The sequence below is a fragment of the Listeria farberi genome, assembly GCF_014229295.1.
Lineage (GTDB): Bacteria > Bacillota > Bacilli > Lactobacillales > Listeriaceae > Listeria > Listeria farberi.
On sequence record NZ_JAARZL010000001.1, the window covers coordinates 945,926 to 959,743 of the forward strand.

Here is a 13,818-nt window from a genome sequence, read left to right on the forward strand (position 1 = left end):
TAAAAGATGCCAAATGAAGCGCTTGGTTTAATTGAAGTGACTGGTTTCCTTGGTGCTGTAGTTGCCGCTGATACTTGTTTAAAAGCAGCAAATGTCGAACTGATTCAATGTGAAGTCATTCGTGGTGGTTTAACTACGGTTGAATTAACTGGTGATGTAGGTGCAGTAAATGCAGCTATCGAAGCAGGGAAAGCTGCAACAGAAGACTTAGGTTGTTTAGTATCAAGCCATGTTATCGCAAGAATGAGCGAAGATACAAAAGCACTTTTTGTTCCTCAAGAAGAAGTTAAAACACAACCAAAAGAAGTCGAACAAGAAGAACCAAAAGAAGTTATTCAACAAGTCGTAGAAGTGAACACAAACACAAAAAGTGCAGAGAAAAAACTTCGCGCAATGAAAGTTATTGATCTAAGGAAACTTGCTTACACATTAGATAATGTGCCTATCCCAAAAAGCAAGATTAAATATGCGAACAAGGATAAACTTGTTCATGCACTAAAAGATATTTATGGAAGGAGTGAAAACTAGTGGCACTAGAAGATAAAGATTTACGCTCAATCCAAGAAGTTCGTAACCTCATTGAATCAGCTAACAAAGCGCAAAAAGAACTTGCTGCAATGAGCCAACAACAAATTGATACAATTGTAAAAGCGATTGCTGATGCCGGTTATGATGCTCGCGAAAAACTCGCAAAAATGGCACATGAAGAAACTGGTTTTGGAATTTGGCAAGACAAAGTAATTAAAAACGTCTTCGCTTCCAAGCACGTCTACAATTACATCAAAGATATGAAAACCATTGGTATGTTAAAAGAAGATAACGAAAAGAAAGTAATGGAGGTTGCAGTTCCACTAGGCGTAGTTGCAGGATTAATTCCATCAACAAACCCTACATCCACTGTTATTTACAAAACACTTATTTCCATTAAAGCGGGAAATAGTATCGTATTTTCTCCACATCCAAACGCACTAAAAGCAATTCTAGAAACAGTGAGAATTATTAGTGAAGCAGCAGAAAAAGCTGGTTGTCCAAAAGGCGCTATCAGCTGTATGACTGTTCCAACAATCCAAGGAACAGATCAACTGATGAAACACAAAGACACAGCAGTTATCCTTGCAACAGGTGGTTCTGCAATGGTAAAAGCGGCTTATTCATCTGGTACTCCAGCAATTGGAGTTGGCCCAGGTAATGGCCCAGCATTTATCGAACGCAGCGCTAACATTCCTCGCGCAGTGAAACATATTCTTGATTCCAAAACATTTGATAACGGCACAATTTGTGCATCTGAGCAATCTGTCGTTGTGGAACGTGTGAATAAAGAAGCTGTCATAGCTGAATTTAGAAAACAAGGAGCACACTTCTTATCAGATGCAGAAGCTGTTCAACTTGGTAAATTCATTTTACGTCCAAATGGATCCATGAACCCAGCAATCGTAGGTAAAAGCGTACAACATATCGCTAACCTTGCTGGCCTAACTGTTCCAGCTGACGCAAGAGTACTTATCGCTGAAGAAACAAAAGTTGGCGCTAAAATCCCTTATTCAAGAGAAAAATTAGCACCAATCTTAGCTTTCTATACAGCGGAAACTTGGCAAGAAGCTTGCGAACTTAGCATGGATATTCTTTATCATGAAGGAGCTGGACATACTTTAATCATCCACTCAGAAGATAAAGAAATTATCCGCGAATTCGCACTGAAAAAACCAGTTTCCCGTCTCTTAGTTAATACACCAGGAGCACTTGGCGGAATTGGCGCAACAACCAATCTTGTACCTGCTTTAACACTTGGTTGTGGGGCAGTTGGAGGAAGTTCATCATCTGATAATATTGGACCTGAAAATCTTTTCAACATTCGTCGCATCGCTACAGGCGTTTTAGAGTTAGAAGATATTCGTAAAGAAGAAAACCAAGCAACATCTGAACTTCCGGTTGATGCAGACGCACTCATCCAAAGTTTAGTCGAAAAAGTTTTAGCAGAATTAAAATAAAAAATAAAACACTAATTGGAGGAATTTTAAAATGGCAAACGCAAACGCATTAGGTATGATCGAAACTAAAGGTTTAGTAGGAGCAGTAGAAGCAGCAGACGCAATGGTGAAAGCAGCTAACGTAACACTTATGGGTAAAGAACAAATTGGTGGCGGTCTAGTAACAGTTATGGTTCGCGGCGATGTTGGCGCAGTGAAAGCAGCAACAGATGCAGGCGCAGCAGCAGCAGAACGCGTTGGTGAATTACTATCTGTACACGTAATCCCACGTCCACACAGCGAAGTAGATGCTATTCTACCAAAAAGCGCTGAATAAGAAGAAATTTTAACATAAATCAGGAAAAAAGCGTGAGCGTAAGGCATAAGGGTTCCATCAGACTCAGAAATTGCCCGAAACTTCCGCTTTTTACCGGATTTAAGCAAGACAAAGCTTCCCATCATTACTAACACCAATTGTAAATGGGATAAAAGGATGTGGTTCTTTGGCTATTTTGACAGAAGATGAGTTACGAAAAGCCTACTTACACACCGATTTAAAAACAAAGAAAAAATTAGATATAAAAAAAGGGACGATTATTACTCCATCAGCTAAGAGTTTCTTATCTGAAAAGAAAATTGACCTGCATTATATTGAAGCAATTCCAGAAAAAAAAGTAGTAGTGGAGCCAGTGAAAAAAGAAACTACTAGAGCAAAATTCCAAACGATTTATGGTGGAGCATTAGATGAGAAGCCTGAACATATGACGCATTTGCGTGGTAACCTGCTTGTGTTTAAAGACCATCCGCAAATCGCTTTCCGCGGAAAATTAGATACACTGGAAGCTGAAATTCTGGAAACCCAATGTTCCGTTGCAGCTGAGTTTAAAGATCTTGCGGAAGATTTACAAGAAATCCTCACCTTTGTAAGAAATATTGTACGATCGGAAGTTTTAAACGAGCAAATCGAATCAGTACATTTGCTTGGCATGGACGAAAAAGAGCTACGGGCACGTAGTCATAATCCGAAAAAATACTACCAAATGACACATTTTATGCCTGATTATACGATGGGGAATGCAGTCATTCGATTAAACAAATTAAGAACGATGGTTCGTGAAACGGAATTAACCGCTTTTACAGCATTTAAGGAAGCCGATTATTCCATTAAACGACCAGACATCATTCAAGCGCTCAACCGATTATCTAGTTTATTCTGGATACTGATGTTCCGCGTAAGAACTGGTGAATATAAAAAGTAAGGAGGCTTATTCATGAATAATGAGTTAATAACAAGCCTTATTGAAGAAGTCACTCGCCGTGCATTACTTGAAACTGGCGTAGAAGTAGAAGCATCCGGTCGTCACGTCCATTTAGATCGTGAGACAGTTGATGCACTTTTTGGACCTGGGTATGAACTTACTCATTTCCGTGACCTATCTCAACCGAGTCAATATGTTTGTAAAGAAAGAATTAGTATCGTTGGACCAAAAAGCGTTATTCATAACGTAGTAATCCTTGGGCCAATCCGTAAGAAAACACAAGTAGAAATTAGTGCTACAGACGGTACGGCGCTTGGTATTAAAGCACCAGTCCGCGAAAGTGGAGACATAGCCGGTACACCAGGAATTTTACTATTATCTGCTAAAAATAGTGTTCAATTAACTGAAGGACTTATTGTTGCAAAACGCCATATTCATATGACGCCAGAAGATGCAGCAAAACAACATGTAACACAAAGTGAAATTGTTCAAGTGAAAATTAATGGCGACAGACCACTGATTTTCGATGATGTGGTCGTTCGAATTAGCCCTGATTTTGCTACATATATGCATATTGATTACGACGAAGCCAACGCATGCGGCTTTAAAAAGGGAATTCGAGGTCAAATAATTAAGAAAACAAAGGCTGAATGAGCATGGAAATAGAAGCGCTCATAAAAGCCGTCACTGAGGAAGTCATGAGACGATTGCAACTTCCAGAGAAAAAAATGATTATTATGGGACAAGATTCAGAACACACTCTCAGACAGTGTTATCTAAAAGAATATCAAGTTTCGCTTTATGATCGTTCTGAACGCGAATGTGACGTTTTATTACTGGAAGAATTAGACATCGCTGAATTAGCTCGAATCAGTTTATTTGCACCAATGAATAAAAAAGAACAATTTATTACAGAGCATCTTTTAGCAGGGCGGCCTACTTGGATTATGAAGAGTGGAATCAAAGCGCATGCTTACAAACGTTCCGCTAAATATGGTATCAGACAACTTTTTCAAGAATACGAGGAGAAACTGAGCCGATTTGGTGTCGAATTTATCGAAAGCCCGGTAAAAGAGACCAAAGAAAGTAAAGTCATCACCGAACAGGATGTTGAAAAACTTACTAAGAACAAAAGTGAATTCATTTTGCCTAAAGGAAGTTTCTTAACACCACTTGCAAAAGATTATTTACAGGAAAACCGAATTAGCATTAAAGAAAGTTAGGAAGGAAGAGCGGCATGCAAATTGGAAAAGTTACCGGGAGTTTATGGGCGACAAGAAAAGACGAAAAACTGAATGGTTTAAAACTACTACTAGTAGAAATTTGTACCGATGAAACGGAAGATGTAAGACATTCCATAGTGGCAGCTGATAATGCCGGAGCAGGAAACGGCGATCTTGTGCTTGTTACAACTGGTAGCGCAGCACGAGCATCTACTGGGGACAATACAATTCCAGTGGATGCATGTATCGTTGGCATTATCGACTCGGTAGAACGTTATGGCTGAACAGTCCTTAGGTATTCTTGAACTCAGGAGCATAAGTAAAGGTTACGAAATGGCCGATGTTTTTTTAAAAGCAGGTAATGTAACTTTATTTACTTTTCGTCCGACATGTCCTGGTAAATTTTTGATTATTTTGCAAGGTGCTTCCGGTGAACTTACTAGTGCGATGCAAGATGCAAAAGAAGAAGCAGGGAAATTTCATGTTTCTTCTTATATTTTGCATATGGCGCACGAAGAATTACTTGCTTTTCTAAACAATAAACACCCTAAAGTCGATGTTGATGCAGTAGGAATTATCGAAATCAGTCAATTGGGTGCTGGGCTAAATGCAGTCAATGAAGCGCTAAAAAAATCAGCAATTCATTTAAAACGCATGACGCTTGGTGCTTCGATTGGTGGGAAATTTGTGGCTGTTTTTACAGGGGAAGTTAGTGCTATTCAAGAAGGGATGCGGATTCTAATTGAAACTGCCGAACCAAAAAAGGTGATACATCATACGGTCATTCCTTCTCCTGATGAACTTTTAAAACGCTATCTATAGAATGGAGGAACACTTTTGAGCATTAATGAAATTATTATTTATTTAATGGTAATCTTTATGATTCTAGGAGCCATTGACAAAATTATCGGCAACAAATTTGGCTTAGGAGCACAATTTGAAGAAGGTATTATGGCAATGGGATCGCTAACGCTAGCAATGGTCGGGATTATTACCTTAGCGCCAGTTTTAGCGAAAATTTTAAGCCCGATCGTTGTACCAATTTATACAGCGCTTGGGGCTGACCCAGCAATGTTTGCTACAACGTTACTTGCGAATGATATGGGTGGTTTTGCGCTAGCTCAAGAACTTGCGCTAACGCCGGACGCTGGTCTTTTTGCAGGAGCTATTTTAGGCTCTATGATGGGACCAACCATTGTTTTCACGATTCCAGTAGCACTTGGAATTATTAAAAAAGAAGACCATAAATACCTAGCGACTGGTGTACTATCTGGTATTATTACGATTCCAATCGGTTGTTTAATCGGTGGGCTTGTAGCTGGATTTTCACCAATCATGATTTTCAAAAACTTAGTACCAATTCTTCTTGTAGCTGTACTTATTATGTTAGGTCTTTGGTTCAAACCAGAAGGCATGATTAAAGGCTTTACGATTTTCGGAAAAGGGGTAGTAATTGTTGCTACTATCGGACTTGTGGCTGGAGCTATTCAACAACTTACTGGATTAACTATTATTCCAGGAATTGCACCAATTGGCGAAGGTATCGAAATCGTTGGTGGTATTGCATTAGTTCTAGCAGGAGCTTTCTGTTTAGTTTTTGTTATTACGAAAGTGTTCAACAAACCACTTATGAAAATGGGTAAATTACTTGGTATGAATGAAGTTGCAGCGGCTGGTATGGTTGCTACACTTGCAAATAGTATCCCAATGTTCCAAATGCTAAAAGATATGGATGAGCGCGGTAAAATTATTAACGTTGCTTTTGCCGTATCTGCGGCCTTTGTTTTAGGGGATCATCTAGGTTTCACAGCTGGGGTTGCTCAAGATATGATTTTCCCGATGATTGTCGGAAAACTTGTCGGAGGAGTAACTGCCGTAGCTGTCGGTATCTATATGGCTAACCGAATGATGAAGAAAAATAAAGCAAAAGAACAAACGGCGGTGAAAGATAATGGCTGATATTAGTAAAGAATTAATTGAGCAGCTAGTAAAACAAGTTGTCTTAGAAAAAATGGGTCAAAGTTCCAAACACGTTGATCCAAGTGGTATTTTATCGGTGAAACTGCCTGTAGTAAAAGTTTCAGAGGAAGATCGATTAGATACAGGAAATCCTAGCGATGTTGTTTATACAAAAGACTTAGTAACACTAGAAGAAAGTAAACGTCTAGGTTTTGGTCTAATGGAAATGAAAAATACAACTTTCGATTGGTTCTTGGATTATGATGAAGTAGACTATGTTATTGAAGGTAGACTAGATGTTGTCATAGATGGCAGAACCGTTTCAGCAGGACCAGGAGAAATTATTTTCATTCCTAAAGGTAGCCAAATCAAGTTTTCCGTAACTGGGGAAGCAAGATTTATTTATGTTACTTATCCGGCTGATTGGCAGTCATAATAATAACAAAAAACGATTTCGGCTTTAACGGCTGAAATCGTTTTTTATTTTAAGGAGTCGCGGTATTCTTTTGGTGTCATATCAAATTCTTTTTTAAAAACTTTACAAAAATAGCTTGCTCTTGAAAAACCTAAATTTTTAGCAATTGTATGGACCGCCCAGTCGCTTTTTTCTAGTTGTTCCTTTGCATAGAGCATTTTTTGTTCGTTGACGTAATTAATAAAATTAATATTTAATTCGTTTTTAAATAATTTACTTAAATAAAACGGGCTTAAATAGACGTAATTAGCAACTTCTTCTAACGTGATGGAGCGATGAATATTTTTTTTAATGTAACGAATAGCTTGCTTGATTTCTTTATGCTCTCCGCCAGTTTTGTTGGCACTCGTAGTTTCTTTTTTAGGTTGTTTTTGTTTTTCATGTGCAGAGTAATAATCGCTTAGAACATCTAGCACTTCAACTGTTTCAAGTGAATGAAGTAGGGCGGAGTGATCTGGATTTTTTTTATGAAAGTCTTCCTGAATTTGTTGTGTAAATTGATTTTCAACTTGATTCGTCATAAGTGGTTGAATATTGATTACTTTTTCTTTTTCCAAATGCAATTCCTCCTCCTTTTCTACTTGCACTAATTATACCATAAAATCGCTTTAAATAACGTTTAATCCTGCATTTTAAATAGAACAATAAATTCTTTTTTATAACAAAATATTGTCATTTTTTAAGTCTCAAAAATAGAAATTGAGAAATAGTTCACACTGGTGGCTATTTTTGCTATATAAAACAGAAAAAAACAGATTTTAAAACCTTGCACTATTTTGCTTTTAGTAGGCTGAGTGAGCTTGTACCAGTGGTTTAACAGGGATATAATGAAATGGAAATAACGCTTTCATGAGAGGGTGATCTTTTCAATTGAAAATTCAAAAATTAGTATTATGTGCGATGTTGATTGCAATGTGTGTAATTGGCGCGAACATAAAATTAATGGGTTCTGTCGCATTTGACGCAGCTCCAGCTTTTATTGGAACATTGTTGCTTGGTCCGATGTACGGCGCAGTGCTTGGGATTTTCGGTCATTTAACATCAGCATTACTTGCGGGATTTCCGCTGACACTACCGATTCATTTGATTGTTGCTGGAATGATGGGCGTAACGATGATAGCTTACGGATTTACGCGCCAAAAACTAGCTGAAAAAAATCAACTAGTTGCGATTAGTGTATCTAGTATTGTTGCTTTTGTTTTTAATTGTCCATTATCATTACTTGCACTTTATCCATTAATGCATCAAGCGGTGTTTGTTTTATTCCCAGTGCTTGCTATTGGTTCGGTTTGTAACATTTTTGTCGCAGAAGTCGTTTACCAAGTATTGCCAGAACGCTGGAAAAGACGAATTGCCGGGTACTAAACAACTAAATAGGTGAATATATTAATCCGGGAAAGAGGTGAAAATCCTCTACAGGCCCTAGCTACTGTAATACGGACGAAAGCCAAATATATGTCACTGGAAGAAATTCCGGGAAGACTGGTGAGTAGGATGATGTTAAGTCAGGAGACCGCTTTTATATTCAATATCCAAAAACAACTTCTAAGGGAGCGAGTTGTCTTGATTAAGTAGATTTTCACGATGGGGAAGTTTCTTTGTGCTACAAGGAAATAGCTTATTTGCGTAAATCTCAAAAAGACGCCAATGTTCTGTTTGGCGTCTTTTTTTATGGCTAAAGTGAAAGGTGAAAAAAGATGAACAAAATTTTGATTGCAGCTGCATCAAGTGGCACCGGTAAAACAACGATCACACTTGGAGTTATGCACGCGCTTAAAAAAAGAGGTCTGCGAATTCAACCATTCAAAGTAGGACCAGATTATATTGATACGAACTACCATCAAGCGATAACTGGGGTAGCTTCCATTAATTTAGATAGCTTTCTGATAGATGATGATACGATGCTTGCTACTCTTTTTCAAAAACACGGAGAGTCTGCTGATATTTCCGTCATTGAAGGTGTGATGGGGCTATTCGATGGACTTGGCATTGACCGTGATAATGCGAGTACATCTTTTATTGCCAAATGTACGAAAACACCCGTCATTTTAGTCGTGGATGGCAAAGCGATTTCGACTTCTGCTGCGGCAATTGTCGATGGTTTCAATCGTTTTGATCCTGAGCTAGCAATTGCTGGTGTGATTATTAATCGCGTTGCTTCAGAAAACCATTTTTCATTAATTAAAGGCGCGATTGAGCGTTATACGGATGTGCCTGTTTTAGGGTATTTGCCGAAAAATGCGGCAGTGGCACTTCCAGAACGACATCTTGGGTTAGTGCCGCAAGAAGAAATGACGGAGTTAGAAACAAAATGGGAATTACTTGGAGATTTGATTACGAAACATGTTGATTTAGATAGGCTTTTAGAGATTAGTAAGTCTAGTGCAAATTTAATGATACCTCCAGCTAAGATAAAATTGCCGGATTTTTCGGGTCTGCGAGTTGCTTATGCGCTTGATGAGGCATTTCATTTTTACTATCAGGATAACTTGGATTTAATTCGTTCAACAGGAGCCGTGCTGATTCCGTTCAGTCCGCTAGCGGAAAGCGAAGTTCCAGAAGCTGATCTTATCTATATTGGTGGAGGCTTTCCAGAAGTTTTTGCGGAGCGGCTCGCGAAGAATAAGGCAATGCGCGAATCGATTTTGGCGGCGCATGAAAAAGGCAAGCCTATCTATGCCGAGTGTGGCGGATTGATGTATCTTGGTTCGAGCTTAGAAGTGGAAGATGAATCCTATGAAATGGTGGGGGTTTTTGATGGGGTTAGCAAAATGACAGCGCGGCTTCGGAAGTTTGGCTATTGTATCGCGGAACCTTTAGAAGATACACTACTTGGCAAAAAAGGGACAGCTATTCGCGGTCACGAATTCCATCATTCTGTTTTTGAAACGACTGAAAAAGCTTGTATGAAACTTTCAAAAAAACGTGACGGTGAAATAGTCAAAGAGTGGCGTGGGGGTTATCAAAAAGGCAATACTTTTGCCAGTTATCTCCATATCCATTTCTACCAAAATCCGGCCATTTTAATGCAGATGTTTGGAGCTGTAAAGAGATGATCGTACTCTTTTATACCATATCGTTTATTTTAGATTTCTTACTAGGCGATCCTTACAGCTGGCCTCATCCTATCAAAGCAATTGGTAATCTTATTCAATTATTAACGAACGTTTTGCGGGAAATTTTTCATGGTAAATCACTGTATTTTGCTGGAGGGCTATTATTCATTCTTACAGTTGGAATGACAGGGATTGTTTCGTGGCTCCTCCTTTATATTAGTGCAAAAATTGCTTTTTGGCTTTATGCGGCGGTGTTTATTTATTTAGGATATACGACACTTGCGATGACTTGTCTTGCGCAGGAGGCTCGGAAAATTCAGCGAAAACTCGCGGATGGAGATTTAGAAGCGGCTAGAGTACAAGTTGGGATGATTGTTGGTCGTGATACAGACAAGCTCACGGCAGAACAAATCAGTAAAGCCACCATTGAAACCGTGGCGGAAAACACAGCAGACGGCGTTGTAGCACCATTATTTTATTTATTCATAGGAGGTCCTGTACTAGCCCTAATGTATAAAGCCGTGAACACACTTGATTCGATGGTCGGTTATAAAAATGAAAAATATCGCGCCATTGGTTTTGTTTCTGCAAAAATGGACGATTTGGCCAATTTCATTCCAGCAAGGCTATCTTGGTTTTTCCTTGTGATTGCGAGTTTTATTTTGAAGTATGATGGACGCGCTGCATGGCGGATAGGGCTTCGTGACCGGAAAAATCATACGAGCCCCAATTGCGCATATCCTGAAGGCGCGGTAGCAGGAGCACTTGGGATAACACTTGGTGGCACCCATGAGTACTTCGGCGAGACAGTAGTTAAACCAATTATCGGCAGTGGAACAAAAGCAGTTACAGAAAAAGAAATCAGTCAAACAATTCACTTATTATACACAGCTTCCATTATTGCTTTTCTAATTTTTATCAGTATACATTTAATACTATTTTAAAGGAGTGGCACAATGAACTACATTAAAAATCCAGCCAAAATTGAAGAGAAAAGTTTTGAAATCATTCAACAAATTATTGACGATATCCGACCAGATTATACATTTCAAAACAAACTTGAGGAAGCCATTATCAAACGTGCGATACATACAACAGCAGATTTTGATTACTTGGATAGCCTCGTTTTTCAACAAGACGTTATTAAAAAAATTATTCATGTTCTTCAAAATAAAGGAACCATTTTTACAGATACTAATATGGCGCTTAGTGGTATTAATAAACGTCTTTTAGATGAACTTGGCTGTAGTTATCACTGTTATGTGAGTGATCCTGAAACAATGGAAATTGCCAAACAACATGGCATTACGCGCTCAATGGCCGGGATTAAACTTGCTTCTTTAAAAGATGGGCCGAAAATATTTGTCCTAGGGAACGCGCCAACAGCGGTTTATAAAATTATCGAAATGACAGAAAGTGGACAATTACAAGCAGATGCGGTCGTTGCAGTGCCTGTCGGGTTTGTCGGGGCAGCTGAATGCAAAGAAGAAATTCTTGAAACCGACATTCCAGCAATTGTCGCTCGTGGCAGAAAAGGCGGTAGTAACCTTGCCGCGGCAATCATTAATGCAATCTTGATTACGATGTAAAGAAGGCGACGAGCAGTGGAAGATTTTATTTATTATAATGGCAAAAAATATCGTAAAGGCTATACAACTGGAACGTGTGCAGCTGCCGCGGCTAAAGCGTGTGTCGAAATGATAGAAAACCAAGAAGAAGTAAGCGCGGTTAAAGTCACAACAACAGGTGGAACTATTCTTGAAATCCCCGTTGCGTTTCAACAGTTTTCAGAAAAAAAAGCAACTGCAGCTGTTCAAAAAGATGGCGGCGATGATATTGATGCGACACATGGCATGTGGATTTTTGTTGATGTCGAATTAACAGATAGTCCGGAAGTTACTTTAGATGGCGGCGTTGGAATTGGTCGCGCAACACAAAAGGGTATTTCGGTTGAAGTGGGTGAAGCAGCAATTAATCCGGCTCCAAGGAAAAACATTCTAGCTACAGTGCGCGAATCACTTGGCAAAAATCGTGGCGCAACCATTTTAGTATATGCTCCTGAAGGGGAAGAACGCGCGAAACGAACAATGAATAGCAACCTCGGTATTATCGGCGGGATTTCCATTTTAGGAACGACAGGAATTGTCACGCCGATGTCGGATGAAGGATGGAAAAAATCATTATCAATGGAGCTCGAAATGAAACGGAACCAAGGACTTGACCAAATTATTCTTGTTCCCGGCAATTACGGAGATGATTTTGTTCAAAATACGCTTGGTTTTGCGAGTGATAACATCGTTTCAATGAGTAATTTCGTTGGCTACATGTTGAAAGAAACCCAACGACTCGCATTTAAGAAAGTATTGATGGTTGGGCATTTTGGCAAATTAGTGAAGGTTTCAGCTGGTATTTTTACGACCTATAGCAAAGATGCGGATGCGCGAGCAGAAATCTTGGTTGCTAACTTGGCTTTACTCGGCGCACCATTATCACTTTTACAAGAAGTAGAGAAGTGCAATACGACAGAGGCTGCAGGCGAATTAATTGAAGCTGCTGGTTTTACTCAAGTTTATGAGGTAATCGCACAAAAAATCAAAGCAAGATCAGAACGCTTCTTGAAATTCACTAAGCCAAGTGTGGAAATTGATGTCGTTACATTTTCAACTGAACGAGGCTTACTTGCTGCAACGAAAGATATAGAAGTATTGCGGGAGGAATGGCGATGATTACAGTGGTTGGAATCGGACCAGGAGATACGAACTTGCTAATAAACGCAGCAAGAGAAGCTTTATCTTCAGCAAATTCAGTGTATGGATCGAAAAGACAATTACAAGAAATAGCGGAATTAACAACTGCAACGTGCCTATTGTTACCGAAAAAATTAGCAGATTTAAAAAATATTCCTCATCAAAATAAAAATGTTGTGATTTTAGCATCAGGTGATCCACTGCTCTACGGGATTGGCAACTGGGCGATGACAAATTTTTCAGAAGATATTCATATTATTCCGGGAATCAGTGCAATCCAGATGATGTTTCACCAAATCAAACTGCCGATGAATGATTGTTTTATAACGAGCAGCCATGGTAAAATACCAGATTTCGATTTTCTGCTCAAACATGAAAAAGTCGCAATGGTAACAGATTCCATTATTGGACCATACGAAATAGCTACTGAAATCTCAAAACGAAATCTTAAAAAAATCATGTTTATAGGTGAAAATTTAAGCTCAACAGAAGAACGAATTCATAAGCTAAGACCAGAGAAAGTTGAAAAAAAATACGATATGAATGTTGTGGTGATTGTTGATGAAAGATGACGTATTTATTCGCGGAAAAGTTCCGATGACAAAAAGCGAAGTGAGAGCTATAAGTATTGATTTACTCGGATTAGATAATACCAGTAAAAAACTGCTAGATGTGGGCGCTGGAACTGGAAGCGTTGGGCTTCAAGTAGCTTATAATTTTCCACACATCAAAGTTACTGCAATTGAACGAAATAAAGAAGCGGTGGACTTAATTAAACAAAACCAAGCCAAATTCGGCGTAGAAAATGTAGCAGTCATCGAAGCATATGCACCATTCGAATTACCTCAGGAAGAGAAATTTGATGCTATTTTTATTGGTGGTAGTGGTGGGAATTTAACCGATATTATCGACTGGTCGTTAGTCCATTTGAAACTAGACGGTCGCTTGGTACTTAATTTTATTTTATTAGAAAATGCCTTACAAGCAATGAACCATTTAGAAAAATCACCAGTGAGCGAATTAACAATGAAACAAATTCAAGTTTCGAGTTGGCATAAACTTGGGGCAGGTCATTATTTTGAACCACAAAATCCAACCGTCATTATCGGCTGTAAAAAACTAGAGGAGTGAA

18 protein-coding genes and 1 riboswitch are annotated in these 13,818 nt (G+C 38.9%); of the genes, 17 read left to right on the plus strand and 1 reads right to left on the minus strand.

What is annotated here, in order from left to right; all coding sequences use genetic code 11:
• Window positions 1-6: 6 nt before the first annotated feature.
• The 10 genes from HCB38_RS04710 (at window position 7) to HCB38_RS04755 (ending at window position 6,844) form a co-directional block, all read left to right on the plus strand.
• Entirely contained in the window at window positions 7-528 is a 522-nt protein-coding gene (locus HCB38_RS04710; protein ID WP_185619960.1) for a BMC domain-containing protein, read from the plus strand.
• Complete coding sequence (locus HCB38_RS04715) at window positions 528-1,988, plus strand: acetaldehyde dehydrogenase (acetylating) (protein ID WP_085644059.1); 1,461 nt, start codon at window positions 528-530, stop codon at window positions 1,986-1,988. The genes HCB38_RS04710 and HCB38_RS04715 overlap by 1 nt, the downstream gene beginning before the upstream one ends.
• 31 nt (window positions 1,989-2,019) lie before the next feature.
• Window positions 2,020-2,304: a BMC domain-containing protein gene (locus HCB38_RS04720; RefSeq protein WP_061727959.1), complete on the plus strand. Its 285-nt coding sequence runs from the start codon at window positions 2,020-2,022 to the stop codon at window positions 2,302-2,304.
• Window positions 2,305-2,470: 166 nt separating this feature from the next.
• Window positions 2,471-3,226, plus strand: coding sequence for a cobalamin adenosyltransferase family protein (locus HCB38_RS04725; protein WP_185318529.1), 756 nt, complete (start codon window positions 2,471-2,473; stop codon window positions 3,224-3,226).
• A gap of 12 nt (window positions 3,227-3,238) precedes the next feature.
• Window positions 3,239-3,880 carry an ethanolamine utilization phosphate acetyltransferase EutD gene (eutD, locus tag HCB38_RS04730; protein ID WP_185637690.1) on the plus strand — a complete coding sequence of 214 codons (642 nt, stop codon included), beginning with the start codon at window positions 3,239-3,241 and terminating at the stop codon, window positions 3,878-3,880.
• Window positions 3,877-4,449, plus strand: a complete 573-nt coding sequence (locus HCB38_RS04735; protein ID WP_185318531.1) for a TIGR02536 family ethanolamine utilization protein — start codon at window positions 3,877-3,879, stop codon at window positions 4,447-4,449. The genes eutD and HCB38_RS04735 overlap by 4 nt, the downstream gene beginning before the upstream one ends.
• A gap of 14 nt (window positions 4,450-4,463) precedes the next feature.
• A complete protein-coding gene (locus tag HCB38_RS04740) occupies window positions 4,464-4,733 on the plus strand; it encodes a EutN/CcmL family microcompartment protein (RefSeq protein ID WP_003721582.1) in 270 nt (89 codons plus the stop codon).
• A complete protein-coding gene (locus HCB38_RS04745; protein WP_003761802.1) occupies window positions 4,726-5,271 on the plus strand; it encodes an ethanolamine utilization microcompartment shell protein in 546 nt (181 codons plus the stop codon). Before HCB38_RS04740 ends, HCB38_RS04745 begins: the two co-directional genes overlap by 8 nt.
• Window positions 5,272-5,286: 15 nt before the next feature.
• On the plus strand, window positions 5,287-6,408 hold the full coding sequence (eutH, locus tag HCB38_RS04750; protein ID WP_003761804.1) for an ethanolamine utilization protein EutH: 1,122 nt from the start codon (window positions 5,287-5,289) through the stop codon (window positions 6,406-6,408).
• The gene (locus HCB38_RS04755) at window positions 6,401-6,844 is read left to right on the plus strand and encodes a EutQ-related cupin domain-containing protein (protein WP_185607699.1); all 444 of its coding nucleotides are present in this window, start codon (window positions 6,401-6,403) and stop codon (window positions 6,842-6,844) included. Before eutH ends, HCB38_RS04755 begins: the two co-directional genes overlap by 8 nt.
• Before the next feature lie 44 nt (window positions 6,845-6,888).
• On the opposite strand, the gene HCB38_RS04760 is transcribed toward HCB38_RS04755, so the two are convergent.
• A complete protein-coding gene (locus HCB38_RS04760; RefSeq protein ID WP_012581520.1) occupies window positions 6,889-7,440 on the minus strand; it encodes a helix-turn-helix transcriptional regulator in 552 nt (183 codons plus the stop codon).
• A gap of 313 nt (window positions 7,441-7,753) precedes the next feature.
• Here HCB38_RS04760 and cblT point away from each other — a divergent pair, with 313 nt between their 5' ends.
• The 7 genes from cblT to HCB38_RS04795 all read left to right on the plus strand — a co-directional run bounded on the left by cblT (window position 7,754) and on the right by HCB38_RS04795 (window position 13,817).
• Window positions 7,754-8,248, plus strand: coding sequence for an alpha-ribazole transporter (cblT, locus tag HCB38_RS04765; RefSeq protein ID WP_009934281.1), 495 nt, complete (start codon window positions 7,754-7,756; stop codon window positions 8,246-8,248).
• A riboswitch (cobalamin riboswitch) is annotated at window positions 8,230-8,419 on the plus strand. It overlaps the preceding gene by 19 nt.
• Window positions 8,420-8,580: 161 nt before the next feature.
• Window positions 8,581-9,939, plus strand: coding sequence for a cobyrinic acid a,c-diamide synthase CobB (locus HCB38_RS04770; RefSeq protein WP_185637693.1), 1,359 nt, complete (start codon window positions 8,581-8,583; stop codon window positions 9,937-9,939).
• The gene (gene cbiB, locus HCB38_RS04775) at window positions 9,936-10,883 is read left to right on the plus strand and encodes an adenosylcobinamide-phosphate synthase CbiB (RefSeq protein WP_185619950.1); all 948 of its coding nucleotides are present in this window, start codon (window positions 9,936-9,938) and stop codon (window positions 10,881-10,883) included. Before HCB38_RS04770 ends, cbiB begins: the two co-directional genes overlap by 4 nt.
• Before the next feature lie 12 nt (window positions 10,884-10,895).
• A complete protein-coding gene (locus HCB38_RS04780) occupies window positions 10,896-11,528 on the plus strand; it encodes a cobalt-precorrin-8 methylmutase (RefSeq protein WP_185333798.1) in 633 nt (210 codons plus the stop codon).
• 15 nt (window positions 11,529-11,543) lie between these two features.
• Complete coding sequence (cbiD, locus tag HCB38_RS04785; protein ID WP_185607702.1) at window positions 11,544-12,665, plus strand: cobalt-precorrin-5B (C(1))-methyltransferase CbiD; 1,122 nt, start codon at window positions 11,544-11,546, stop codon at window positions 12,663-12,665.
• Window positions 12,662-13,258, plus strand: coding sequence for a cobalt-precorrin-7 (C(5))-methyltransferase (locus HCB38_RS04790; protein WP_185318537.1), 597 nt, complete (start codon window positions 12,662-12,664; stop codon window positions 13,256-13,258). The genes cbiD and HCB38_RS04790 overlap by 4 nt, the downstream gene beginning before the upstream one ends.
• Window positions 13,248-13,817, plus strand: coding sequence for a decarboxylating cobalt-precorrin-6B (C(15))-methyltransferase (locus tag HCB38_RS04795; RefSeq protein ID WP_185619942.1), 570 nt, complete (start codon window positions 13,248-13,250; stop codon window positions 13,815-13,817). Before HCB38_RS04790 ends, HCB38_RS04795 begins: the two co-directional genes overlap by 11 nt.
• Window position 13,818 lies beyond the last annotated feature (1 nt).